Below are 23,846 nucleotides of genomic sequence, written 5' to 3'. Positions count from 1 at the left end.
TTTGCCTAGGCTAACCGTTTTTCTATTGTTTCATGATATAATAGAAGCAAAATCACAAGGAGACATTCATGACTGTATTTCAAGCTATTTTAGAAAAAATCAAAGCCTACGACACTATTATTATTCACCGCCACCAAAGACCTGACCCTGATGCCATTGGTAGTCAGGTAGGACTGAAAGAAATTTTAAAAACAAACTTTCCAGATAAAAAGGTTCTTGCGACAGGTGTTAATGAACCTACCTTGTCTTGGATTGCTGAGATGGACGAGGTAGCTGACCAAGATTATGAAGGGGCGCTTGTTATTGTTACTGATACAGCCAATACCCCTCGTATCGATGACGATCGTTATGATAAAGGTGACTTCCTTATCAAAATTGACCATCATCCTAACGATGATGCCTACGGTGATCTTCTACTTGTTGATACGACTGCTTCAAGTGCTAGCGAAATTGTGACAGACTGGGCCCTCAGCCTTGGTCTTTCCTTGTCAGATGCTGCTGCTCGTGTTCTCTACAATGGTATTGTTGGCGATACAGGTCGCTTCCTCTTTCCATCTACTACTCCTAAAACACTTCAAATCGCGGCTAAACTTCGTGAATACGACTTTGATTTTGCAGCAATGGCTCGTCGTATGGACAGTTTTCCTTTCAAAATTGCTAAACTACAAGGTTATGTTTTCGATAATCTAGAAGTCGATGAAAATGGTGCAGCTCGAGTTGTCTTGACACGAAAGATTTTGGATGAATTCAATGTCACTGATGCTGAAAGTTCTGCCATTGTTGGAACTCCAGGCCGTATTGATTGTGTCGAATCTTGGGCTATTTTCTTAGAGCAGCCTGAAGGACATTACCGTGTCCGTCTACGTAGTAAAAGCATTGTCATCAACGAGATTGCCAAACGCCATGATGGTGGCGGCCACCCACTAGCTAGTGGGGCCAATTCCTACAGCTTAGAAGAAAACGAACAAATCTATCAAGAAATCAAGGATACAGTTGCCCATGCAACTCACTAATCGTCGTGTACGTCTCATGGGAACTGTGATTGACGTCTCTATCTATCATAAAGAACCAGAACCCCTGCTCGACCAAGTTGAAGCACTTCTACATACCTACAATAAGCGCTTCTCAGCCAATGACGACAGTTCCGAACTCATGAAAATTAACAAGGCAGCAGGCTTACATCCAGTGACAGTTCACCCAGAGCTTTTTGAACTTATTTCTCTTGGAAAATGGCATAGCTGCCAACCTGGAAGTCACCTTAATATTGCTATCGGGCCTCTCATTCAGACTTGGCGCATTGGTTTTTCTGATGCTAAGCTGCCTCTTCCTGAAGAAATTCGTCCGCTCCTAGATATCATCAATCCCAACGCCATTCTTCTATCCGAGGAAAATCAAAGTGTTTTTCTCAAAGAAAAAGGGATGAAAATTGATCTTGGTGCTCTGGCAAAGGGATATATTGCAGATCGTATTGCAGATTTTCTTAAAGCTAAAAAAGTAACCAGCGCCCTAATCAATCTCGGAGGTAATGTCCTAACCTTTGGACCAGCTCTCCATAATCCTGACCAAAAATGGCGCATTGGTATTCAAAATCCTAAGGAGACTAGAAATACAAATCTTATGGTGCTTGCTATAAAAGATCAGTCTGTTGTCACTTCGGGAATCTATGAACGCACTTTTGAGATAGATGGCAAAACCTACCACCATATTTTTGATAGCCAGACTGGTTATCCAGTCTCCAGTGACCTAGCCAGCCTTACCATTATTTCATCCCTCTCAGTGGATGGTGAAATTTGGACAACCCGCTTATTTGGCTCTAGTCTCGAACATATTTTCCAGGAAGTTAGTTCACAAGCTGAGCTTGAAGCAATCATCGTTGATAAAGATAATCACTGCTTTCAGACAGGTGGCATTTACAAAATGCGAATTTCCTAAAAAATAGTAAAAAAGACTTGTCAAGTAGACCACCTTTTGATAAACTAAAATAGTTAAAAAAACTATGGTGCGGAAAGTACCATGGCAGAAAGGAAATATTTTAACATGAAAAAAGATATCCATCCAGATTACCGTCAAGTAGTATTCATGGACACAACTACTGGTTACCAATTCCTTAGTGGTTCAACTAAACACTCAAACGAAACAGTTGAATTCGAAGGTGAAACTTACCCACTTATCCGTGTAGAAATTTCATCAGATTCACACCCATTCTACACTGGCCGTCAAAAATTCACTCAAGCAGACGGACGCGTGGATCGTTTCAACAAAAAATACGGTCTCAAATAAGCAACATCTTGTTGTTAAGCCATTCCGATTGGAATGGTTTTTTTGTATGCTCTTGGGTATAAGCTCTCCTACTCCCATATTTATAAAATAAAAAAACAGCTTCCATATGGAAACCGTTTAATCCTATTAGCCTGCTTTACCAATAGCCAAAGCCCAGATAAAGAAGAGAGCAAATCCAAACAAGAAGATCAAGCCTGCAATGGCAAGTCCTTTCAACCAAGTTGGAAGGTCTTTCTTCTCTTTTGTAACAAGTACGTAATTCAAAAGCGCAAAGAAAGGTGTTGTAAGGAATGAACCAATCATAGCGAAGCGAAGCATGGTTGCTACTTGACCTTGGAAGAAGAAAATAATGATGAGACCAAGAATAGATGTCAAGGTCATCCAAACATTCAATGGTGTTTGATTTTTTTCTTTTTGGTTAAACAAAAGACGAAGAGAAATTTCGTTAACACGTGAGTAACCATCGATAACAGTAATCACAGTACCAAAGATACACAAGAAAGCGATAAAGGTAATCAAATAGCGTGACCACTCACCAAGCACTGATGCGTACATACCAACAAACTGTGCAATATACTTAGCTGATGCTGCTTCTACTGGTTTACCAGTTGGGTACTGGATAAGAGCACCGAGTGCTACAAAGAATACCGCAAGAATAGCTGTTCCGATGTAACCAACGTTAAAGTCAAAGAGGGCATCATCAGTGTTGAAATCAACAGTTTTCTTTTTCTCAGCTGACCAAAGTGAGTTAATGGCTGAAATTTCAATTGGTGCTGGCATCCATCCAAGAAGTGAAACGATAAATGGAAGGGCTGCGAGCTGCCATGGTGTTTTTTCAACGAAGTCAGCACTGTACTCTGGGTGTTTGATTGCCGCAATAATAACTGCTGCTACTGTTGCAATAGTCAAAGCTGACATGATCCATTTAGCCATACCATCAAGAAGTTTGTAACCACCAAAGAGTAACATACCCCAAATGATTGCAACCAAAATGATTGACCATGTGGTAATACTCAAACCAAGCATTGGAAAGGCACTAGCAATGATGGCTGAACAAAGAATAGAAACTCCCGCAGTATTAACCAAAGCTGAGAAGACATTCAAAATGAAGAATACCCAAAGATAGAAATTACCTTTCTCAGCATAACCTTCAACGAGGGTTTTACCCGTATCTGCGGTATACTCGGCACCAAAACGGAAGAATGGGTATTTAAAGAGGTTGGCAAGAATAACCAAGCCTAACAAGGCCCATCCATAAGAACCACCCGCTTGGGTTGATGAAACGATGTGGGAACCACCTACGGCCGCTGAAGCCATTAGGATACCAGGTCCCATTGCTTTTATTTTACTACGCCAGGTAGACTGACTAGATACACTTGTTTGTGACATAAGAGAATCTCCTAAAACAAATTTTCAGAATAATCTGAATTGATGTTTACCATTGTACACAATTGTTGGAATAATTTCAATAGCATTTCACATATTTTCTGAAAAATAGAAAAAAGCCATCCAAACGGATAGCTCTTTTACTATTTAGAAAGTCCTGTAAAGAAATCTACGATAGCTTGCCAAATTTGTGCAAAGATATTTTTGCTGTTCTCAACCGCTTTGTTGGCATTAAAGTTTAGGTTGATTCCAGAGAAGGTATTACCAGCTTTCGAAACGATAGAATCTTTAAGTGAACTCAAGGTTGACTTAAAGCTAGCACTATCAATGATTGAAGACTTAGATAAATTCATAGCAAAATTCACCAGAAGGTTAATTTGCGTATCAGAAAGATCCAAGTTGTAATTATTGATAGTCTGCTGAACAATCGTTTTAGCTTGGTCTTCAGTCAACTTATCCCCTTTATCAGCAACTGCTGACTTAATATCAGTCATAGCTACATTAAGCTTGTCCGCATCATAGTCACTCTTGCCTGAATTTTCCTCATTAATTTGAGAAAGGGTTTTAAGTTCCTCCTGCGCAAGCTCTTTGCTTTCATCTGAAACCTTAGCCCCATTTTGCTCAAGGGAATAGTAAATACCAGCCAAGGCACTTTCTCCAGTAACTGCAATCGGTGCTGCTACCGTAATCTTGGCGTGTTCGATACCAAGTGTCGTGGCAGCATTACGGTACATATCTGGAGTGATTTTAGTGATATTTTGCGGTGTCACAATCTCTACACTCAAGGTTTCCTTAGCACCAAGCTTAGCAATCTTAACCGAAGAATATAGCTGAAGACTAGAATCATCTGCAACGTTCATAATATTCGCATATGCAGATGTCGTCAAGGTCTTGACATTAGTATCCTTATTACTGTCATACCCTAACAAATTCAAGGTTTCATTACGCTGCTCTTCCGACAATGAATAACCCATCACATAGTCTGGTTGAACATAAGATTCATCAATAACCTTTTGGACTTGTGATGATGTTGCTGCTTGAGCAGCCGAGGTGAAGGCTGTTACTGAAGCCAATAAAGCCATCCCAGTAACAAGAAGTTTTTTCAATTTCATGTGTGTTTCCTTTCGAAAATAGAATATTATTCCATAATCTCCTAAAGGACGACTGGTATAAGTCCAATCGTGAATTTATTATACCATGACTTAAAAAATTAAGGTCAAAAAAACTACTCGTGCAACTCCAAAGGAAGACCATCCGGATCAGCAAAGAAAGTCATCTTTTCACCGGTAAAAGTATCCTTGCGAATAGGTTGGCAGGAAATACCCTTTTCTTCTAAACTCTTGATAACCTCTTCAATATTAGTCACTCTGAAAGCTAAATGACGTAAGCCACAGGCCTCAGGATAAGACGGACGTTTAGGTGGCTCCACATAGTTCGGATCACTGGTCTTATTGCCAAAGATTTCAAGTTCTATATCCCCACAACGTAGGTCTAACTTATAATCGTGACGTTCTGGACGGTGATTTTCCCGAATAATCTCAAAACCAAGTTTATCGACATAAAAATCTCGAGACAACTCATAATCAGAAACAATAATAGCAACATGGTGCACTGTATTTAAAAACATATTTTCCTCCATAGAAAAAGGCCCGAAGGCCCCTTTCTTAACTTTGAAATTGATTGTATGACTTATTAAAGGCCTCAATAATGTCTGAACTTGCCTTGTCAAAATCTACCTGCGATTTCAATTCACCTTTGACGATTGTACGCTGAGTTGCTTCAGCATCCGTACATGTTACCAAAGTAACTTCAGACTTGCCTGGTGTATCATCAACCACTGCTACTTCGGTTGGTTGAACAACCTTGACCTCACTAATGACATAAGTATAGACCTTATTTTTATCCGTAAGATAGATTTTCATGCCTTCCTTAGCCTTATCTAGCGGTGAAAATAGCATGTCAGATGCACCAGCAATACCAAAGACGTGGTGACTAGCTAGTGAATAGTTATTTTCACCACCCATGACTTGGTCTTCTTTCATAGTTCCAGCACCGTAGGTCAACTCAGTATTACCAAGTCCTTTGAAAATAGGAAGATTGATACCTACCTCTGGAATGGCAATACCACCAATGACAGGAAGTTCCTGAGCATCCATCTGTGCTTGCAAGACAGACTCTGTGCTAATTGATTTAACGGTATCAAAGTCAAAACTCGTCTTAGCTTCCTTGTTTTTCTCAATAGTCTTTTTAGAAACCTTGCTCACTTGATACTTATTTGTATTCCAAGCAATTACTGTGTTTCGAATAGACTTATTGAAAATCAAGGCTAAACCAACAACCAAGAGAACAACAATCAACACCCAGCGAAGAATATCCAGCCACTTAGGGCGTTTCTTTGTTGCTTTATTTTTCTTATCTTTGCTCATTAGTTGTCACCACTTTCTTGGTCTTCGGAAGCTTGTTCTACTTCTTCTGGTTCAACTAAAGCAAAGGTTACAATACGAGCAGAGTCATCCAAACGCATGACCTTAACCCCTTGAGTTGCACGACCAGTTTGAGAGATATTAGCAACGGCAGTACGGATGATAACACCTGTATCTGTGATGACCATGATATCCTCATCACCAGACACTGTGACAATACCTGCTAGGTTACCATTCTTCTCTGTGATATTAGCAGTCTTGATACCTTTACCACCACGTCCCTTCGTTGGGTATTCAGTAGCTGAGGTACGCTTACCGTAACCTTTTTCAGTGATAATCAAGACTTCTTGGTCTTCTGTAATGGCAGCTGCACCAACAACTTGGTCACCATCACGAAGAGTTACCCCTTTAACACCGGCAGCCATACGGCTCATGCTTCGAATAGTGTCTTCTTTGAAGCGTACACTGTAACCAAATTTGGTACCAATGACAATTTCTTCATTACCTGTAGTCAAGAAGACATTGATTAGCTCGTCACCTTCTCTAAGTTTCAAGGCAATCAAGCCATTTTGACGGATGTTCTTAAATTCTGCTTCTTTGGTACGTTTAACCAGACCTTGGCGAGTTACAAAGACAAGGTGATTATTTTCAGAAGCTTCATCACTCTTAGCGTTAATGACCGTTTGAATGGTCTCACCTTCGTCCAACTTCAAGAGATTGACAATAGGTAAGCCTTTGGCTGTACGGCCATACTCAGGGATTTCATACCCCTTGAGACGGTATACACGCCCCTTATTGGTCATGAAGTAAAGGTGATCATGAGTGCTTGTTGAGACAATATCTCGAACAAAGTCATCATCGTTAACACCAGTACCTTGAACACCACGTCCTCCACGTTTTTGTGAACGGAACTCGTCTTGGGCTAAACGTTTAATATACCCCTTGTTTGAAAGAGTGATAACAACATCTTCTTCTTCGATGAGATCTTCATCTTCAAGAGAAACGACTTCTCCGACCATAAGCTCTGTACGACGAGCATCTGCGAATTTACGCTTGCTTTCGTCCAATTCTTCCTTGATGATAGCAATGACACGTTCTGGTTTTTCCAAAATATCAGCTAAATCAGCAATCAAGGCAAGGAGATCATTGTACTCATTTTGAATCTTATCACGTTCCAAACCTGTCAAACGACGCAAACGCATATCAAGAATGGCTTGACTTTGACGTTCCGTAAGTTCGAAGCGAGCCATCAAGTCAGCTTGAGCCTCTGCATCAGTTTGACTGTTACGGATAATCGTAATCACTTCATCCAAATAATCAAGAGCAATCAGCAAACCTTCTAAAATGTGGGCACGTGCTTCAGCCTTATCCTTGTCAAACTGTGTACGACGAACCACAACTTCTTGTTGGTGCGCAATATAGTCAGCCAAGATTTGACGCAAGGAAAGGATTTTAGGAACACCCTTTTCAATGGCCAACATGTTGAAGCTAAAGTTAGTCTGAAGTTGCGTTAATTTGAACAAATTATTCAAGATAACATTGGCCGAAGCATCACGACGCACTTCGATGACAAAGCGTACCCCTTCACGAGATGACTCGTCACGGACTGCTGTAATCCCCTCAATACGTTTTTCTTGGGCTAAACGCACGATATGTTCATGAACCTTGGTCTTATTGACCATGTAAGGAAACTCAGTGACAACAATACGCTCACGACCTGATTTAGTTGTTTCAATTTCGGTACGCGAACGAAGGACAATAGAACCCTTACCAGTCTCATAAGCACGGTGAATACCAGATTTCCCCATGACCAAACCTCCAGTTGGGAAGTCGGGTCCAGGAAGGACTTCCATCAGTTCACGTGTTGTGACTTCAGGATTATCCATCATCAATTTGACAGCATCAATCGTTTCAGCCAAATTGTGTGGTGGAATGTTAGTTGCCATACCAACGGCAATCCCTGTCGCACCATTGACAAGAAGGTTGGGAATACGTGACGGAAGAACAATTGGTTCACGTTCTGATCCATCATAGTTATCTTGAAAATCTACGGTATTCTTGTTAAGATCACGTAGCATTTCCAAGGCGATTTTAGACATACGCGCCTCAGTATAACGCTGAGCGGCAGCCCCATCTCCGTCCATAGAACCAAAGTTCCCGTGACCATCAACCAACATGTAACGGTAGCTCCACCATTGTGCCATACGGACCATGGCTTCATAGATAGATGAATCCCCGTGTGGGTGATATTTACCCATGACATCCCCGGTGATACGGGCAGATTTTTTATGCGGCTTATCAGGTGTCACCCCAAGCTCATTCATTCCATAAAGAATACGACGTTGTACAGGTTTTAAACCGTCACGAACATCTGGAAGAGCACGAGACACGATAACACTCATGGCATAATCGATAAAGCTCGTCTTCATCTCAGACGTCAAATTAACGTCAATTAAATTATTATCTTGCACTCTAAAAATGCCTCTTTTCTTTCATTCAAATCATTCCAAACTCTAATAAAAGAGTATAGAAGATTTCTATAATATTATACCATAAAACGCTTTATTTTTCAGTTGTGTAAAACGCTTTCATCCATTATTTACTTAATATTTCGTGACATCCATCACTTAAAGTGGTAGAATAAGCAGTGTATGGGGTAACCCAATTAAAAAAAAGGAGATGTTTAGACCCATGACTGCAACTAAACAACACAAAAAAGTCATCCTCGTTGGTGACGGTGCCGTAGGTTCATCTTACGCTTTCGCACTTGTAAACCAAGGTATCGCTCAAGAACTTGGTATCATCGAAATTCCACAATTGTTCGAAAAAGCTGTTGGTGATGCGCTTGACCTTAGCCACGCGCTTGCTTTCACTTCACCTAAAAAAATCTACGCAGCTAAATACGAAGACTGTGCGGATGCTGACCTTGTAGTTATCACTGCTGGTGCTCCACAAAAACCAGGTGAAACTCGTCTTGATCTTGTTGGTAAAAACCTTGCTATCAACAAATCTATCGTTACTCAAGTTGTTGAATCAGGCTTCAAAGGAATCTTCCTTGTAGCAGCTAACCCAGTTGACGTATTGACTTACTCAACATGGAAATTCTCAGGATTCCCTAAAGAACGCGTTATCGGTTCAGGTACTTCACTTGACTCAGCTCGTTTCCGTCAAGCACTTGCTGAAAAACTTGATGTTGACGCTCGTTCAGTTCACGCCTACATCATGGGTGAACACGGTGACTCAGAATTTGCCGTTTGGTCACACGCTAACATCGCCGGTGTAAACCTTGAAGAATTCCTTAAAGATACTCAAAACGTTCAAGAAGCTGAATTGGTTGAATTGTTCGAAGGTGTTCGTGATGCCGCTTACACAATCATCAACAAAAAAGGTGCTACATACTATGGTATCGCCGTAGCTCTTGCTCGTATCACTAAAGCTATTCTTGACGATGAAAATGCAGTACTTCCATTGTCTGTATTCCAAGAAGGTCAATATGGTGTAAGCAACGTCTTTATCGGTCAACCTGCTATCGTAGGTGCACACGGTATCGTACGTCCAGTGAACATCCCATTGAACGATGCTGAACAACAAAAAATGAAAGCTTCTGCTGATGAATTGCAAGCTATCATTGATGAAGCATGGAAAAACCCTGAGTTCCAAGAAGCTTCAAAAAACTAATTTGACATTAGTTAAATAAAAGTCTCCAGTAGGAGGCTTTTTTCGTATTTCAAAAAAGAAAAAAACAGCTAATTCAACTGAATTAGCTGTTTCAGATTATTTAGCTGAGATAGCTGCTTTAGCAATATAGCTAAGCGGTTGGTTAAAGTGTGGCAAGAAGAACAAATCAAGCAATTGAAGACGGTCGATCGTTACACCTTCTTGGATAGCCAATGAGAACATGTGGATTCCCATAGAGATGTCCATACGTGATACCATTTGAGCACCAAGAACTTTGCGTGTATCTTTGTCATAAACGATCTTGATTGTAACGTCTTCATTTTCATCTTCCATGAAGGCAGCTTTTTGAAGATCTGTTGATTCTACTACTGCTGGATTGAAACCAAAGCGTTTTGCTTTTTCTTCTGTCAAACCAGTAGATACCATGTTCAAACCATAGATTGAGATACCATTTGATCCTTGAACACCGTTTGATTCAACATCGCCACCACCGGCATTATGACCACCGACAATACCTGAACGAACAGCGTTTGAAGCCAAGGCAATGTAGTTCACATCTTCAAGGGCATTGTCATAAACGGTAGCACAATCACCAACTGCATAAACATCTTTGATTGATGTTTCTTGTTTCTTATTAACAAGGTAAGCCCCATTACGGAATGTTTCCAATTTACCAGCACCAAGAGCTGTGTTAGGACGGAAACCTACTGCAAGGACAACCATGTCGACATCGTAAGCATTTTTATCAGTGACGATACGTTCAACTTTAGTATCACCTTCAACTGCCTTAACAGTTTCACCAAATGCCAATTTAATACCGTGGCTTTCCATATTTTTAGCCATAAGTTCAGTCAAGTCATGGTCATAATAACCAGCCAAACATGTATCAACAACGTCGATAAGGATAACTTCTTTACCATGACGTTGGAAAGCTTCAGCCAATTCAACACCAATGTAACCAGCACCTACAACCGCTACACGTTTGATATCTTGAGATTTGTCGTTCAACTTATCGATAACTTCTTGGGCGTTTTGGAAAAGTTTAACGAATTGAAGGTTTTCAAGTGTAGCTTCGAAAGTACGGCTACCTTCTTTAATTTCAGCACCTTCGATTGGAGGCAAGATTGGTTGAGACCCAGTAGCCAAAATCAATTTGTCATATGATTCAACGTGCTCTTTACCATCTACAAGGGCTGTAACAGTTTTACCATCAAAGTCAATAGACTCAACTGGTGAGTTCATATAAACTTTAGCACCCTTGCTTTCAAGTCCTTCTTTGTTGGCATAGAAAAGACCATCAGAACCTGAGATTTGATTACCGATCCAAAGAGCCATACCACAACCCAAGAATGAAATGTTAGAGTTTTGGTCGAAAACAACTACTTCATTTTGGTCTCCGTAATTATCGAGAATAGTATTAATACTAAAAGTACCAGCGTGGTTAGCACCAACAACTACGATTTTTGACATAAGTTTATCCAACTTTCTTTTGATAATAGTTTACTATTTCATTCTACCATAATCGGAAAACGGTTACACCTTTTATGCTCAGACTTTGTTACTTTTTGAACAAATTAAGTTTCTATGCTCAAAACCCAAATAGGTCACGGCAAAATATGCAGAAAAACACTTTATGATGACGGTTACCTTTCTTAACACCATCACTGTCTTACCAAATCCTAGAAAGTTACTTTGCTTTAAAATATAAAAAAAGAGTGAGTAACTTTCTCTTTAGAGAATGTCAACACTCTTTTATCTCTATACTAACTCATTAAAATCCCAAACGTCTGTCCAACCTTCATAAAATTCTGGTTCGTGACATACCATAAGGATACTGCCCTTGAAGGCCTGAAGGGCACGCTTCAATTCATCCTTGGCGTCAACATCCAAGTGGTTGGTAGGTTCATCCAGAACAAGAACATTATTTTCACGATTCATAAGGAGACAGAAGCGAACTTTAGCCTGTTCCCCACCAGAAAGCACTTGAATTTGGCTTTCAATATGCTTAGAGGTTAATCCGCATTTGGCTAGAGCCGCACGGACCTCAGCTTGATTTAAGGCTGGGAAGGCATCCCAAACCGCTTCAAGAGGCGTCTGACGTGACCCTTCTGCTTCTTGCTCGAAGTAACCTAGATCAATAAAATCACCTGTCTCAACTTCTCCTTCGAGTGGTTGAATAATACCAAGCAAGCTCTTAAGCAAAGTAGTCTTACCGATACCATTGGCACCCACGATAGCTACTTTTTGATTACGTTCGAAGGTAAGATTCAAAGGAGCCTTGGTCAAAGGGCGGTCGTAACCAATAACGAGGTCTTTGGTTTGGAAAATAAAGCGTCCAGGCGTACGACTTTCCTTGAAATGAAATTCAGGTTTTGGCTTCTCAGCCTGCAATTCGATAATTTCCATCTTATCCAATTTCTTCTGACGAGACATGGCCATATTTCGAGTAGCAACACGTGCCTTGTTACGGTTAACAAAATCTTGAAGGTCTGCAATTTCCTTTTGCTGACGTTCATAGGCAGCTTCTAATTGAGCTTTCTTCATAGCATAGACAGATTGGAAATTGTCATAATCACCTGCATAGCGAACCAAGTCTTGATTTTCAACATGATAGACAATGTTAATCACATCGTTTAGGAATGGAATATCGTGAGAAATGAGGACAAAGGCATTTTCATACTCTTGAAGATAGCGTTTAAGCCAAGCAATGTGTTCAGCATCCAAATAGTTGGTTGGCTCATCGAGAAGTAAGATATCTGGTTTTTCAAGCAATAACTTAGCCAAGAGAATCTTGGTACGTTGACCACCTGAAAGGTCCGTTACATCTGTATCCATGCCAAAATCCATGACACCTAGTGCACGGGCAACCTCATCAATCTTAGCATCTAGTGTATAGAAATCACGCGTTTCCAAGCGATCCTGAAGCTCACCCACTTCTTCCATCAGAGCATCAACGTCAGCTCCTTCGTCAGCCATAGACATGTAAATCTCATTGATACGTTCTTCAGTCTTAAAGAGTTCATCAAAAGCCGTACGAAGGACATCACGAACGGTCATTCCCTTTTCAAGAACAGCATGCTGATCCAAGTAACCCGCTGTAACGTACTTAGACCACTCTACCTTACCTTCATCTGGCTGCAATTTTCCAGTAACGATAGACATGAAGGTTGACTTTCCTTCACCGTTAGCACCGACAAGACCGATATGCTCACCTTTGAGCAAACGGAATGAGACATTTTCAAAAATAGCACGGTCACCAAATCCGTGACTAAGATTTTTGACTTCTAAAATAGACATAGCATATCTGGGCTGAACCTGCCTTCAGCCCTTTCCTTTCTTGACATTAACTTTACTATTTTACCATTTTTTAGTGAAAATTTGGACCTCTGCTTCTGGAAAATTAAAAAGAAAAAGCAGGACTAACCTGCTAAATCTTTAGTTTCTCTGTAAAATACGTTTGAAGACAGGATAGAGGAGAGGCACCGCAATAATAGTCACTACCGATGTTCCAAAGGTTCCACCAATTTTAGTAAGTGCCAATACCATGGCTGCATTGAGTGGTAAAGCTGCAACAACACTATTAATAATCGTATACTTAATAAAATTCAAAATAATTTTGGTCACTGCGGCTATGACTCCAATGATTATGATGTTAGTCATTTTGTCATTTGATTTTAGAAGCTTTTCAAAAACAAGATAGAGAACATAACAAACAATCAAAGATTCTAAAATAGTAATCCAGACCTCAGCGGCATAGCCATTGAAAATATCAAATAGCCCTAACCCTACTGTTGCGACTAGCGCACCTTTTCTGGCACCGAAAATCAAAACAGCAATCACAACTAGGGCATTTCCCAGATGGACAAATTGAGGTCCAAAAGGAATACGAATAAACTGTACACTCACAATAATTAAAGCTGCATACAAACTCAATTCAACTAATTCACGTGTTTTATCACTTTTCATTTTTCTCCTCCAATAGGGCATTAAAACCACTGAATAAATAACCAATATGGGGCTCATAGCAAAGACCATACTTTAAAGGACGACCATCGGACAGTGTTGACGAAAGAACCCTATCCATAACATCCAAGGCCAAATCACAAACCTTTAGTAAATCAAGGTCATAAAAGTAACCAGCTGATAAGATTGCCGTTAGTAAATCACCACTTCCATAAAAATGATTACCATAACGTTTTTGCATGCGATAAATCGTTCGATTAGTCTCTTTATCAAAATAAGCCAACCCAATTTTGTCATTCTCAAATGAGATACCTGTCAAAATAACTTTTCGAGGTCCAAGCTTGCTCAACTCTCTCAGAAGCTTTTTAATAGTGGCGTCATCATAGGAACCTGCTTCTAGATAGGAAGAATCCGTTAACAAAGAAGCTTCAGTCAGATTGGGAATGATAACATCTGCCTGCTGACAAAAATCTTTCATAGCTTCTACATATTCCCTATCAAAACCTTGATAAAGATGGCCATTATCTCCCATAATGGGGTCAATAAATAACGGTAGCTGTCTATCTCGAGCCAGTTGACCTACAAGTTCTAGTTCTTCTCTTGACTTAAAATAACCACTTACTAAGCCATCTACTGAAAAATCCAAGTACTCCCACTGCTTATAGAATCCCTTCAGGTCATCCGTAAGATCCCGCATATAGATATTCTCAAACTCCCCTGTATGCGAAGATAAAAGAACTGTTGGTAAAGGAAGGACTTCAGTTTGACAGGCTGACATAATAGGTAGACTACTGGTCAAAGCAACCTTACCTAACCCAACAAGGTCATTAGCAACAATCACTGTAGCCATCTATTTTTCGTCCCAAACTTTTTTAAACTGTTTAACAAATCCGGTATGGAAATAAATATAATAGGCCAAGCCCAAACCAATTATCGCAGCAATCACATCAAAAGGAATTTTCATAATAGCAACTGCTGGTGTTCCATAGATAAAGGCTCTTCCCAAACCATAACCAACTAGGTCAATAATAGCACCAAGCAAGAGTCCAAGAGCAGCCCTAGATTTGCTCAATTTACCTAAACGACCACCAACGAAAAGTGCAATAGCAAGAACTTGAAGGCTATGGGTCACTAGAGTTACCCACATAGGAAGAGGGTAAAAGAGAAAATCTCCAATAAAGGAACCTACTCCTGCAATAATAACTGCTTCTGTAGGTGGGAAAATTAAGCCAACTAGGAAAATAACAATCCCATTAAAATAGAAATGACCTCCCGGTACAGGAATCGATAAGAGACTAGAACTCAAAATAATCACAAGTGCCATGAAAAAAGCAGAGAGGGTTAAACGCTTTGCTGACATACCTAAAACTCCTTGATAAATAAATATAGTCTAAGTTTATGAAAATTCTGACGATTAAACAAGATAGTATTTTCTCTACTGACCGGGTACAGATTTAAGACAACAAAAAACACCACACAAGTATGTGGTGATAAATCTTATTGAGCTTTCTTATCAAAATATTTGACAGGTGCCTTCTCAAGATTTTGGAGTGAAAGTTTAGCAGTCGCATTCGCTTCTGTACCGTAGTCTGAGAAATCAATAACTAAATCATGATCAAAATCTTCAACGGCATAGTCAACAACGACTTCTTTGACTTCCTTAGGTGCAATCTTGGTCTTATTAGCCATCTTATCTCGGTCATCATCCTGAGAAAAGACCATTGTAGCAACCTTTACTTCTTCCTTTTCTTGTTTCACATCAAGGACAACTTTCATCAAAAGAGTATAGGCATTCATAGTTTCTTTACTTGAGTTGCTAAGTTTATAGTGAACGCGTACAGCTTTTTGACCTTCTGGTGATTCGATTTTAGTTGCAGAAAGAACTTGTACACTAGCATCTTGTCCTGTAAATAGCATTTTGTTTTTATCGTAGGTCCAAGTAGGCTCTTTCTCTGGTGTGCAAGCTGACAAACCAATAACAGTTAAGCATGCAAGAGTCAGAAGTCCTAAGATTTTCTTAAAAGTCATTCTTATAATCTCCTTAAACTTGTTTGAAAGGGGAATTTAGTTTTACCTTACAACCTTTTTATTATGTCAAAATCTAATAATCTTGTCAAATATCTCTAGGCCTCTTGCCCTTAGAAGGCAAGTAGGGTAAAATAAGGGAAAATCTGTAAGGGGTCAGTTATGAGTATTTATCACGATATTGTCGAGACCATCATCAAAGATATCCAAAATGGTACTTTGAAAAAAGGGAGTAAGCTCCCCTCTATTCGTCAACTAAGCCAGACTTATGCCTGTAGTAAGGATACAGCCCAAAGAGCACTCTTGGAACTCAAGTATCAAAACTATATTTACGCCGTACCCAAAAGTGGCTATTACGTCCTTGAAGGTCGTAATGAAGTTGATAATAAGGTGCTTCTTAACCTTAACGATTACAATCAATTGGCCTACGAGGATTTTAAACTTTGTTTGGATGAAAGTTTGGCGGGTCACCAGGACTACCTCTTCAACTATTATCATGAACAAGCCGGACTCAAAGATTTGCTTGAAGCCTTAAAGAGTCGATTAATTGCTGACGATATTTATGTCAATTCGGATCAGATTGTCATAACCTCGGGAAGCCAACAGGCCCTCTACATCCTTTCACAGATGGATTTTGCTAATAGTGGCTATAAAATTCTCTTAGAACAACCTACCTATCATCGCATGAACCAGCTGGTCAACCGTCAGAATCTAGCTTATGAGACGATTAACCGTGGTTTTGCTGGTTTAGATTTTGACCGCTTGGAAGAGTACTTTAAATCTGGACAGATTAAGTTCTTCTATACCATCAGTCGTTACTCCAACCCTCTTGGATTAAGCTATTCTGCCAGTGAAAAAGAAAAGCTGGCCCAACTTGCCAATCAGTATAACGTTTATATCGTCGAGGATGACTATATGGGAGACTTTAGCGATAGTAAAAATCTCCCGATTCACTACTATGACACCCAAAATCAGACCATCTACATCAAATCCTTTTCCATGGCTCTTTTTCCAGGTTTGCGTCTAGGTAGCCTTGTCTTACCTCCTAATCTTAAGTCTACCTTTTTGAGCCACAAGGGACTTATTGACTATGATACCAATCTCATCATACAAAAAGCACTTTCCGTTTATCTCGAAAATGGCATGTTCCAAAAAAACATTAAAAAACTTGGTGACCTCTTTCAACAAAACATGGCTAAAAGCCAAGCCATCATTGACAAATCTAAGGTTAGCATTCCTTATCAGATTTCCCCTAGGCATGTGACTTGGCAACTTCCTAAGGAGTTTTCACTCGAAAAATTCAAAGCCCACAAGCAGATTCGCTTTTTAGAATCCTCCTTTATTAGACCAACCTCTGAAACTTATCTGCAAGTAGGTCATGGACAGGAACTGGAATCCTTTATAAAACTTTTAAAAAAGACAAAGTGACAATTAGACACAAAAAAAGCCATCGCTTGATGGCTTTTCTTATTTAGTCTGCTCAAAGCGTAGGTGCACAATGACCTTGTCACCATAACCGTTACGCTCCAAATCTCGTTGCAAACGGTATGAAATATAATGCTCAGCAATATTGATAAAGCCTGCTTCCATGAGACGATTTTCAACCAATGACTGAATCATGTTAATGGTTGGGCGTTCCACCTGAGCATCTTGAAGATCAAGCACTACTTTTTTCGTAACTTGAGCAAGGTTTTGGCGCCAAGTATCATCAAGAACATACACAGTCTGTGCTGCTTTTAAGATGGCTTGGTAAATTTTATCAGAATCAAATTCAGCAACTTGACCATTACGTTTAATAATTTGCATGGCTACCCTCTTTTCATGGCTTTTTCTTTTATTATGCAGAGAATTTACATATTTGTCAAGTGCAAATCCCTGAAAGAGCTATCCAGACTGCTTATTCCCAGAATTTAGAAATGTAAACTGGTTTGCCATGTTTATCAAAGGAAAGGGTTGCTGTGTAGGACTCTGACTTATGATGGCGCATATAATTAGCGATTCTCTTGTCACCGTTTATCAGGTGAATGTCATAAGTCTGCCCGTCAGAGCTTACAAAGTGAGCATTAATCCTAGCACTACTCGTTTTTGTCCCAACATGACTAATATCTATTTTTTCCACTTGACCATCAATGGTTTTAGCTATAGGGCCTCTATAGTCTTTGTAAATAGTGACGGTAGCCAAAACATCTTCAACTAAGACATAGGTCATTCCGAAAACGAACAGATAAACTATTGGGATGACAATGAAAGATAATTTACTTTTGCGGAACGTTTCTTTATGCCAAGCCCAAATATCCTGAGGTGACATGGTTAAAAATTTTTTAAAATATTGATGAACGAGTAACCTGTAGACTAATAATACAAATATTACTTGCCCCAAGGGATAAGCAAGACTGGGTAAACCACCAATCAGAACATTGACTTTATCAGATTCAAAAGTGTAGTGTCCCCATACACCGTCAAAGAACTCTAAAAACAAATTAACTCCTTTTTGTAATATAGTCTAGTCACTTAAAAATCCATCTTCTCAGATGGATTTTTTAACTATTAACGAACCTCTGCTTCGACTTTCTCAGTAAGAGCTTTGGTGATTTTTTCCATGTATTTAGCAACTTCTTCGTCTGTGAGGTTGTCATTTGGATTTTGGAAGGTAAGGCTATAAGCCATTGATTTCATTCCAGCACCAAGTTTTTCACCTGCGTAAACGTCGAAGAGTTTAACGGCAACCAAGCGTTTCACTCCTGCAGAGTAGATAGCATCAAGAACTTCTTGATGAGTAATTTCTGCCTTGAGAAGAAGGGCAATATCACGTGATACTGCAGGGAATTTTGTGATTTCAACAAATGGTTGAGCCGGTTGCAAGGCTGCTTCTACAGCACTAAGGTTAATTTCAGCGACATAAGTTTCTGGAATACCGTAGTTTTTAGCAGTTTGTGGGTGAACCTGACCAAGGAATCCAATCGTTTGACCATCAAGGACAATAGCAGCTGTACGACCTGGGTGCATACTTGCTAGATCTTTTGTCGGTACATAGTCAACTGAAACTTCAAGTTTATCAAAGAGAGCTTCAACGATACCTTTGGCGTAGAAGAAATCAACTGGTGTTGCTTTAGTTTGGAAATCTTTTTCAGCTACTAGACCAGAAATAGCGAAGGCAAAGGTATTGATTTCATTTGGCAATTCCTCTTTTGGATTACCGTTTTGTTCAAAGACCTTACCGATTTCGTAAATAGCAACGTTACTATTCTTACGGTTAACATTGTAAGCAACAGTATCAAGCATACCAGAGACCATGTTCTGACGGAGGGCTGAACGGTCAACAGTCATTGGCCACATCAACTCAGTCAAGTTAGTAGGTGTCACAGCAAATTCAACAGCTTTTTCAGGTGTTGTCAAAGCATATGAGATGATTTCCGTCAATCCAGCACCTTCAGCAATGGTACGAACCTTGCGACGAAGCGCTTGTGTCTCAGTCAACTCACCAGCTGTTCCTGCTGCTTCTGGAAGAGTCGTAGGCAATTTTTCATAGCCGTAAATACGTGCAATTTCTTCAACTAAGTCTGCTTGGATACTGATATCCCAACGACGACGTGGTACAGATACTGTGAATTTATCAGCATCACCAGTCAATCCAAAACCAAGTTTTGCAAACACATCTTCAATATCTGCAAAAGTCAATTCTGTACCAAGGCGAACATTTACGTAGTCAAGGCTTGTAGAAACTTGAACTGGCTCTGTATCAACAGATCCCGCTTGAACACGGCCTGCAAGAACCGTTCCATTTGCCAATTCTTGCAACATAGCTGCAGCAAAATCAAGGGCTTCAAGGACAGTGTCGTTATTGATACCTTTTTCAAAACGTGATGATGATTCTGAACGAAGGTTGAGACGGCTACTTGTCTTACGAACTGATTTTCCATCAAAAACAGCAGCTTCGAGAACGACATTTTTAGAATTGTTGTCAATTTCAGTTGAAGCGCCACCCATAACACCTGCGAGGGCAACTGGTTTGTCAGCAACTGTAATAACAATATCTTCAGCAGTCAATTCACGTTCTTCACCATCGAGAGTGACTAATTTTTCCCCATCACGGGCATCACGAGCAACGATACGTGAGTCTTCAAATTTATCCAAATCGAAGGCATGCATTGGTTGTCCAAAATAAAGAAGAACATAGTTTGTCACGTCAACCACGTTGTTGATTGGACGGATACCAGCATTCATAAGAAGGTTTTGCAACCATTGTGGACTTGGTTGAACAGTAACATTCTCAACCACACGACTAGCATAAGTAGCCACTTTATCACTTTCGATGGCTACTGAAATCTTATCAGAAGCTGGTTTGCTGTCTTCAGTAACCGTTTTTTCTGGGAAGTGAACAGATTTTCCATAGATTGCAGCAACTTCATGTGCCACACCACGCATAGAAAGAGCATCCGCACGGTTAGGTGTGATTGACAATTCGATGATTTCATCATCAAGGTCAAGATATGGGAAGATGCTATCTCCAGGTACGGCATCTTCTGGCAAAATTTGGATACCATCCGCAAATTCCTTAGGAATAATGCTATCTGGAAGTCCAAGCTCTGCCAAAGAACAGATCATACCGAGAGATTCCATCCCGCGAATCTTACCTTTTTTGATCTTGTAGTTATCCGCAATGCGGGCACCAGGAATAGCAACAATTACCTTGATACCAGCAGTGACATTTGGAGCACCACAAACAATTTGACGTGGACCTTCAGCATCTCCTGTATCTACTTGACACAAGTGCAAGTGTGTGTCAGGCACATCTTCACATGACAAGACATGACCAACAACCAATTTTGACAAGCCTTCGGCAGGTGTCTCAACACCTTCCACTTCAATACCTGTCGTCGACATTTTTTCAGCGAGTTCAGCAGTGGTAACATCCACATCAACCAACTCTTTTAACCATTTATAACTAACTAGCATAATTATGATACCAAGCCCGTTAATAGCTCTCAGCAAAAATAGGAAAGGCAACGTTGGTGCATCAGCACCTAGGTGACTTTATCTTTTTTGCCCAGAGCTTAGGGCGGGTTCAAATCCTTTCTGTAATTTAGGAATATGTATATCTGATATAAGAGGAAGACGAACTAACACGTTTAATCGCCTTATAAAATCCTCTCAATCAACATAATAATCGGTTTATAGTTTTAATTTAAGCAACCAGTCGCGGTCTACTTTACCATCACCAACTGGAAAATCGTGTTCTGCGAATTTTTCGAAGCCATATTTATCGTAAAATATCTGTGCTTTGAAATTCCTTTCCCAAACACCCAACCAGGCCCAATCACAACCTAAATCACGAGCTTCTTGTAAGGCAAACTCAAAGAGTTGCTTACCCAAGCCCATGCCTTGGAAGGCCTGACTGATATAAATACGTTGAATTTGAAAGGCATTATCCAAGTGCTGCTCTGTTTGAGCAGAACCTACATTAGTCTTTAGAAAACCTGCCTTTTCACCATCAACGAGAATGAAAAAGTAACGCGATTCTTCCTGAGTGATTTCATCTAAGAGGACTTCCTCAGAAAGTGCAGTGTCAAAGTAACCTTGCAACTGGGCTTCGGTATTATCATGAGCAAAAGTCTCTCTAAAGGTATCTTCGGAGATAACTTTTAATTCTGCTACTTCTTCCGGAAGAACCTTACGAATAACGACTGACATGACAACCTCCTAAACCTTATTTAAACTGTTCTGAGAAGCGAACATCCCCTTGGTAGAAACCACGAATGTCGTTGATACCATAACGAAGCATGGCAATACGTTCTTGACCAAGACCGAAGGCGAAACCTGAGTATTCTTCAGAATCAACTCCTGACATCTCAAGCACTTGTGGGTGAACCATACCAGCACCGAGGATCTCGATCCAACCTGTCTTCTTACATACGTTACATCCTTTACCACCACACTTAAAGCATGACACGTCAACTTCAACTGAAGGCTCAGTGAATGGGAAGTAAGAAGGACGCAAACGGATTTGACGTTCTGCACCAAACATTTTTTGGATAATCATTTCAAGCGTTCCCTTAAGATCACCCATTGAAATGTTTTTACCAACGACCAAACCTTCGATTTGGTGGAACTGGTGACTGTGAGTCGCATCATCTGTATCACGACGGAAAACACGTCCTGGTGAGATCATCTTAAGTGGACCTTTAGAAAAATCGTGTTTATCAAGTGTACGAGCTTGAACAGGACTTGTGTGAGTACGAAGCAAAATTTCTTCAGTAATGTAGAAGGTATCTTGCATATCACGGGCTGGGTGGTCTTTAGGCAAGTTCATACGTTCAAAGTTATAGTAATCAGTCTCAACTTCAAAACCATCAACGATTTGGAAGCCCATCCCCAAGAAAATGTCTTCGATTTCCTCAGCTGTTTGGCTAAGAATATGACGGTTACCAAGTTTGACTTGGCGTCCTGGAAGGGTTACGTCAAGACTTTCAGAGTCAAGTTGTGCTTGAATTTTAGCGGCTTCAACAATTTTAGCGGCTTCATCAAAAGCTTCAGTCAAAACGTCACGAACTTCGTTGACCATTTTACCAACTTTAGGGCGTTCTTCATTAGGAAGGTCTTTGAGCCCCTTCAAAAGATCTGTCAAAGAGCCTTTTTTACCCAAAACTGCAACACGCAATTCTTGTAATTCTTTAGAGTGTTCACCACGCATTTCAGCCAATTTAGCCTGCGTTGATGTTTTCAACTCTTGCAATTGTGTTTGTAAATCCATGAGATTCCTTTCTTATGTAACAATTTCGAATCACAAACAAAAAAACCACATGCCAAAACTCCAACCCGGAGCGTTGACACGCGGTACCATCCGTTTTTTATCTGGTTACCCAGACCTTGATTCGTCAGTCGTCTTCATGAGTGAATTCGCCAAACTTCCCTTGAGGAGGCTTCCAGTCCATGACCCCCAATCCCTGTCAATTTCCATAAGGTTACTAGTCTCTACGACTTCTATTCAATTACTATCAATTTTACCAAAAAAACAAAAAGCTTTCAAGAGCTGACAAAGAAACCTTTAGTTAATGCCAAAATGGAAAATATGTCTAAGATAATTGACACATCTATATAAACTTGCTACAATTATGTCAGATAAAGTTGACATATTTAATTGCTACTTACAGTAACTCGTTAGCTTATCTTTCAGAAGGAGGCCCATTATGAATCATGTCAGGGAATTTAGAAAGAATATGGGGCTTTCGCAATTAGAACTTGCAAAGTCTATTGGCGTTTCCCGACAGACCATTAACATGATCGAAAATAACAAGTATAACCCAACACTAGAGCTCTGTCTTAATCTAGCTAAAGCTCTAGATACGGATCTTAACAGTCTCTTTTGGGATGGAAATTCCGAATAGAGATATAAGATAGAAAGAGGTAAATCATGATTAAAGAAACTTTCACTGACAAACTCATTAAACGTTTTTATGGTATCACAGGTCCTTTAGATGAACAAAAGCGCCAACAGGTTGATCGAATGGGTAACATAGCTTTCGTAGTTCTTTTCTTTACCTTACTTTGTGGTAATTGTATTGCCTTTCTTATAGGCTTTAAGTATCCCGAACTTGTAGCTCGTATTTATCCTATCCTCCTCTTGATTATCATTCTGTTAGTTAGCAGCATCCTTACTTATAAGTTAAAGATAAGTGCTGTTAATGCTTTTGACGAGGAAGAACTGACTGAGAAAGAGAAAAAACAACTTAAGCACGTGGGGCTTAAGTCAGGTTTATGCTTTGGGATTAGCATGTTCTTAGGCATGCCCCTAGTTCACTTCTTAGTTGACAATAAAGACTATTTGACAGAATTATTCTCAATCCGTAATATGCTATCAGGCATCTTTGAAGCTATCTTTTTTGGGGCTATCATGCAGGGCTTAGTTAATGCTGGTATCAAACAAGCCAAATCTCAAGCTGAAAAAGATGATCAATAAACTCAAAAGACAAAGAAAAAATCCAGGTTTCCCAGCCTGGATTTTTTGCTCGAAAGAAGACTTCTTAGACTTGTATACGCGAAGCCTAAATGTGTCCAGAAAATCGTATCTTAACACATACACTATAACTAACT

The 23,846-nt window shown here is 39.9% G+C and carries 23 protein-coding genes; 7 read left to right on the top strand and 16 right to left on the bottom strand.

The window, feature by feature from the left end; genetic code table 11:
• Positions 1-68 precede the first annotated feature (68 nt).
• The 3 genes from HMPREF2877_RS04840 (at position 69) to HMPREF2877_RS04830 (ending at position 2,280) form a co-directional block, all read left to right on the top strand.
• A complete protein-coding gene (locus HMPREF2877_RS04840) occupies positions 69-1,013 on the top strand; it encodes a DHH family phosphoesterase (protein WP_070578927.1) in 945 nt (314 codons plus the stop codon).
• Positions 1,000-1,932 carry an FAD:protein FMN transferase gene (locus HMPREF2877_RS04835; protein ID WP_070578924.1) on the top strand — a complete coding sequence of 311 codons (933 nt, stop codon included), beginning with the start codon at positions 1,000-1,002 and terminating at the stop codon, positions 1,930-1,932. The genes HMPREF2877_RS04840 and HMPREF2877_RS04835 overlap by 14 nt, the downstream gene beginning before the upstream one ends.
• Before the next feature lie 105 nt (positions 1,933-2,037).
• Entirely contained in the window at positions 2,038-2,280 is a 243-nt protein-coding gene (locus tag HMPREF2877_RS04830; protein WP_003093591.1) for a type B 50S ribosomal protein L31, read from the top strand.
• 126 nt (positions 2,281-2,406) lie between these two features.
• On the opposite strand, the gene HMPREF2877_RS04825 is transcribed toward HMPREF2877_RS04830, so the two are convergent.
• From HMPREF2877_RS04825 to gyrA, 5 genes are all read right to left on the bottom strand, one after another.
• Positions 2,407-3,669 carry an NRAMP family divalent metal transporter gene (locus HMPREF2877_RS04825; protein WP_070578921.1) on the bottom strand — a complete coding sequence of 421 codons (1,263 nt, stop codon included), beginning with the start codon at positions 3,667-3,669 and terminating at the stop codon, positions 2,407-2,409.
• A gap of 140 nt (positions 3,670-3,809) precedes the next feature.
• Positions 3,810-4,778: a DUF1002 domain-containing protein gene (locus tag HMPREF2877_RS04820; RefSeq protein WP_070578918.1), complete on the bottom strand. Its 969-nt coding sequence runs from the start codon at positions 4,776-4,778 to the stop codon at positions 3,810-3,812.
• A 113-nt stretch (positions 4,779-4,891) separates the two neighbouring features.
• Positions 4,892-5,293 carry an SMU1112c/YaeR family gloxylase I-like metalloprotein gene (locus HMPREF2877_RS04815; protein ID WP_070578915.1) on the bottom strand — a complete coding sequence of 134 codons (402 nt, stop codon included), beginning with the start codon at positions 5,291-5,293 and terminating at the stop codon, positions 4,892-4,894.
• A 37-nt stretch (positions 5,294-5,330) separates the two neighbouring features.
• The gene (locus tag HMPREF2877_RS04810; RefSeq protein WP_070578912.1) at positions 5,331-6,092 is read right to left on the bottom strand and encodes a class A sortase; all 762 of its coding nucleotides are present in this window, start codon (positions 6,090-6,092) and stop codon (positions 5,331-5,333) included.
• A complete protein-coding gene (gyrA, locus tag HMPREF2877_RS04805) occupies positions 6,092-8,560 on the bottom strand; it encodes a DNA gyrase subunit A (protein WP_004182125.1) in 2,469 nt (822 codons plus the stop codon). Before gyrA ends, HMPREF2877_RS04810 begins: the two co-directional genes overlap by 1 nt.
• Positions 8,561-8,780: 220 nt before the next feature.
• Here gyrA and HMPREF2877_RS04800 point away from each other — a divergent pair, with 220 nt between their 5' ends.
• A complete protein-coding gene (locus HMPREF2877_RS04800) occupies positions 8,781-9,767 on the top strand; it encodes an L-lactate dehydrogenase (RefSeq protein ID WP_004182359.1) in 987 nt (328 codons plus the stop codon).
• A gap of 96 nt (positions 9,768-9,863) precedes the next feature.
• Here the strand turns inward: HMPREF2877_RS04800 and nox are convergent, their stop codons facing one another.
• From nox to HMPREF2877_RS04770, 6 genes are all read right to left on the bottom strand, one after another.
• Positions 9,864-11,237, bottom strand: a complete 1,374-nt coding sequence (nox, locus tag HMPREF2877_RS04795; RefSeq protein WP_004182358.1) for a H2O-forming NADH oxidase — start codon at positions 11,235-11,237, stop codon at positions 9,864-9,866.
• A gap of 288 nt (positions 11,238-11,525) precedes the next feature.
• Entirely contained in the window at positions 11,526-13,064 is a 1,539-nt protein-coding gene (locus HMPREF2877_RS04790) for an ABC-F family ATP-binding cassette domain-containing protein (RefSeq protein WP_002891178.1), read from the bottom strand.
• A 138-nt stretch (positions 13,065-13,202) separates the two neighbouring features.
• Complete coding sequence (locus tag HMPREF2877_RS04785) at positions 13,203-13,733, bottom strand: ECF transporter S component (RefSeq protein WP_013990436.1); 531 nt, start codon at positions 13,731-13,733, stop codon at positions 13,203-13,205.
• Positions 13,723-14,580, bottom strand: a complete 858-nt coding sequence (locus HMPREF2877_RS04780; RefSeq protein ID WP_049554081.1) for a pyridoxamine kinase — start codon at positions 14,578-14,580, stop codon at positions 13,723-13,725. Before HMPREF2877_RS04780 ends, HMPREF2877_RS04785 begins: the two co-directional genes overlap by 11 nt.
• Positions 14,581-15,090, bottom strand: coding sequence for an ECF transporter S component (locus tag HMPREF2877_RS04775; RefSeq protein WP_049554080.1), 510 nt, complete (start codon positions 15,088-15,090; stop codon positions 14,581-14,583). It abuts the gene before it with no gap.
• Positions 15,091-15,227: 137 nt separating this feature from the next.
• Positions 15,228-15,758, bottom strand: coding sequence for a DUF5067 domain-containing protein (locus HMPREF2877_RS04770; protein WP_049554079.1), 531 nt, complete (start codon positions 15,756-15,758; stop codon positions 15,228-15,230).
• A gap of 159 nt (positions 15,759-15,917) precedes the next feature.
• Between HMPREF2877_RS04770 and HMPREF2877_RS04765 the strand changes: the two genes are divergently transcribed.
• Positions 15,918-17,183, top strand: a complete 1,266-nt coding sequence (locus tag HMPREF2877_RS04765; RefSeq protein ID WP_049554078.1) for an aminotransferase-like domain-containing protein — start codon at positions 15,918-15,920, stop codon at positions 17,181-17,183.
• Positions 17,184-17,222: 39 nt separating this feature from the next.
• On the opposite strand, the gene HMPREF2877_RS04760 is transcribed toward HMPREF2877_RS04765, so the two are convergent.
• From HMPREF2877_RS04760 to pheS, 5 genes are all read right to left on the bottom strand, one after another.
• A complete protein-coding gene (locus tag HMPREF2877_RS04760) occupies positions 17,223-17,561 on the bottom strand; it encodes an ATP cone domain-containing protein (protein WP_070578908.1) in 339 nt (112 codons plus the stop codon).
• Between the two features lie 91 nt (positions 17,562-17,652).
• Complete coding sequence (locus HMPREF2877_RS04755) at positions 17,653-18,234, bottom strand: hypothetical protein (protein WP_070578905.1); 582 nt, start codon at positions 18,232-18,234, stop codon at positions 17,653-17,655.
• 68 nt (positions 18,235-18,302) lie between these two features.
• Positions 18,303-20,711, bottom strand: coding sequence for a phenylalanine--tRNA ligase subunit beta (gene pheT, locus HMPREF2877_RS04750; protein ID WP_014633011.1), 2,409 nt, complete (start codon positions 20,709-20,711; stop codon positions 18,303-18,305).
• 216 nt (positions 20,712-20,927) lie between these two features.
• The gene (locus HMPREF2877_RS04745; RefSeq protein ID WP_045768603.1) at positions 20,928-21,446 is read right to left on the bottom strand and encodes a GNAT family N-acetyltransferase; all 519 of its coding nucleotides are present in this window, start codon (positions 21,444-21,446) and stop codon (positions 20,928-20,930) included.
• A 16-nt stretch (positions 21,447-21,462) separates the two neighbouring features.
• Positions 21,463-22,506: a phenylalanine--tRNA ligase subunit alpha gene (gene pheS, locus HMPREF2877_RS04740; RefSeq protein ID WP_014633009.1), complete on the bottom strand. Its 1,044-nt coding sequence runs from the start codon at positions 22,504-22,506 to the stop codon at positions 21,463-21,465.
• Between the two features lie 436 nt (positions 22,507-22,942).
• On the opposite strand from pheS, the gene HMPREF2877_RS04735 reads away from it, so the two are divergent.
• Together HMPREF2877_RS04735 and HMPREF2877_RS04730 are read left to right on the top strand one after the other, a co-directional pair.
• On the top strand, positions 22,943-23,140 hold the full coding sequence (locus tag HMPREF2877_RS04735) for a helix-turn-helix transcriptional regulator (RefSeq protein WP_004182348.1): 198 nt from the start codon (positions 22,943-22,945) through the stop codon (positions 23,138-23,140).
• 26 nt (positions 23,141-23,166) lie between these two features.
• Positions 23,167-23,712, top strand: coding sequence for a DUF3278 domain-containing protein (locus tag HMPREF2877_RS04730; RefSeq protein WP_014633008.1), 546 nt, complete (start codon positions 23,167-23,169; stop codon positions 23,710-23,712).
• The last annotated feature ends 134 nt before the right edge of the window (positions 23,713-23,846 follow it).

This window comes from Streptococcus sp. HMSC072D03 (genome assembly GCF_001812855.1).
GTDB classification, from domain to species: domain Bacteria; phylum Bacillota; class Bacilli; order Lactobacillales; family Streptococcaceae; genus Streptococcus; species Streptococcus salivarius_D.
The sequence above is the reverse complement of the archived record's forward strand: the minus strand, read 5'-3'. Positions and strand labels throughout refer to the sequence as shown.

Coding starts and splice junctions, on each gene's coding strand:
- HMPREF2877_RS04840 (WP_070578927.1), top strand. CDS start 69: ATGACTGTATTTCAAGCTATTTTAGAAAAAATCAAAGCCTACGACACT.
- HMPREF2877_RS04835 (WP_070578924.1), top strand. CDS start 1,000: ATGCAACTCACTAATCGTCGTGTACGTCTCATGGGAACTGTGATTGAC.
- HMPREF2877_RS04830 (WP_003093591.1), top strand. CDS start 2,038: ATGAAAAAAGATATCCATCCAGATTACCGTCAAGTAGTATTCATGGAC.
- HMPREF2877_RS04825 (WP_070578921.1), bottom strand. CDS start 3,669: ATGTCACAAACAAGTGTATCTAGTCAGTCTACCTGGCGTAGTAAAATA.
- HMPREF2877_RS04820 (WP_070578918.1), bottom strand. CDS start 4,778: ATGAAATTGAAAAAACTTCTTGTTACTGGGATGGCTTTATTGGCTTCA.
- HMPREF2877_RS04815 (WP_070578915.1), bottom strand. CDS start 5,293: ATGTTTTTAAATACAGTGCACCATGTTGCTATTATTGTTTCTGATTAT.
- HMPREF2877_RS04810 (WP_070578912.1), bottom strand. CDS start 6,092: ATGAGCAAAGATAAGAAAAATAAAGCAACAAAGAAACGCCCTAAGTGG.
- HMPREF2877_RS04800 (WP_004182359.1), top strand. CDS start 8,781: ATGACTGCAACTAAACAACACAAAAAAGTCATCCTCGTTGGTGACGGT.
- nox (WP_004182358.1), bottom strand. CDS start 11,237: ATGTCAAAAATCGTAGTTGTTGGTGCTAACCACGCTGGTACTTTTAGT.
- HMPREF2877_RS04790 (WP_002891178.1), bottom strand. CDS start 13,064: ATGTCTATTTTAGAAGTCAAAAATCTTAGTCACGGATTTGGTGACCGT.
- HMPREF2877_RS04785 (WP_013990436.1), bottom strand. CDS start 13,733: ATGAAAAGTGATAAAACACGTGAATTAGTTGAATTGAGTTTGTATGCA.
- HMPREF2877_RS04780 (WP_049554081.1), bottom strand. CDS start 14,580: ATGGCTACAGTGATTGTTGCTAATGACCTTGTTGGGTTAGGTAAGGTT.
- HMPREF2877_RS04775 (WP_049554080.1), bottom strand. CDS start 15,090: ATGTCAGCAAAGCGTTTAACCCTCTCTGCTTTTTTCATGGCACTTGTG.
- HMPREF2877_RS04770 (WP_049554079.1), bottom strand. CDS start 15,758: ATGACTTTTAAGAAAATCTTAGGACTTCTGACTCTTGCATGCTTAACT.
- HMPREF2877_RS04765 (WP_049554078.1), top strand. CDS start 15,918: ATGAGTATTTATCACGATATTGTCGAGACCATCATCAAAGATATCCAA.
- HMPREF2877_RS04760 (WP_070578908.1), bottom strand. CDS start 17,561: ATGCAAATTATTAAACGTAATGGTCAAGTTGCTGAATTTGATTCTGAT.
- pheT (WP_014633011.1), bottom strand. CDS start 20,711: ATGCTAGTTAGTTATAAATGGTTAAAAGAGTTGGTTGATGTGGATGTT.
- HMPREF2877_RS04745 (WP_045768603.1), bottom strand. CDS start 21,446: ATGTCAGTCGTTATTCGTAAGGTTCTTCCGGAAGAAGTAGCAGAATTA.
- pheS (WP_014633009.1), bottom strand. CDS start 22,506: ATGGATTTACAAACACAATTGCAAGAGTTGAAAACATCAACGCAGGCT.
- HMPREF2877_RS04735 (WP_004182348.1), top strand. CDS start 22,943: ATGAATCATGTCAGGGAATTTAGAAAGAATATGGGGCTTTCGCAATTA.
- HMPREF2877_RS04730 (WP_014633008.1), top strand. CDS start 23,167: ATGATTAAAGAAACTTTCACTGACAAACTCATTAAACGTTTTTATGGT.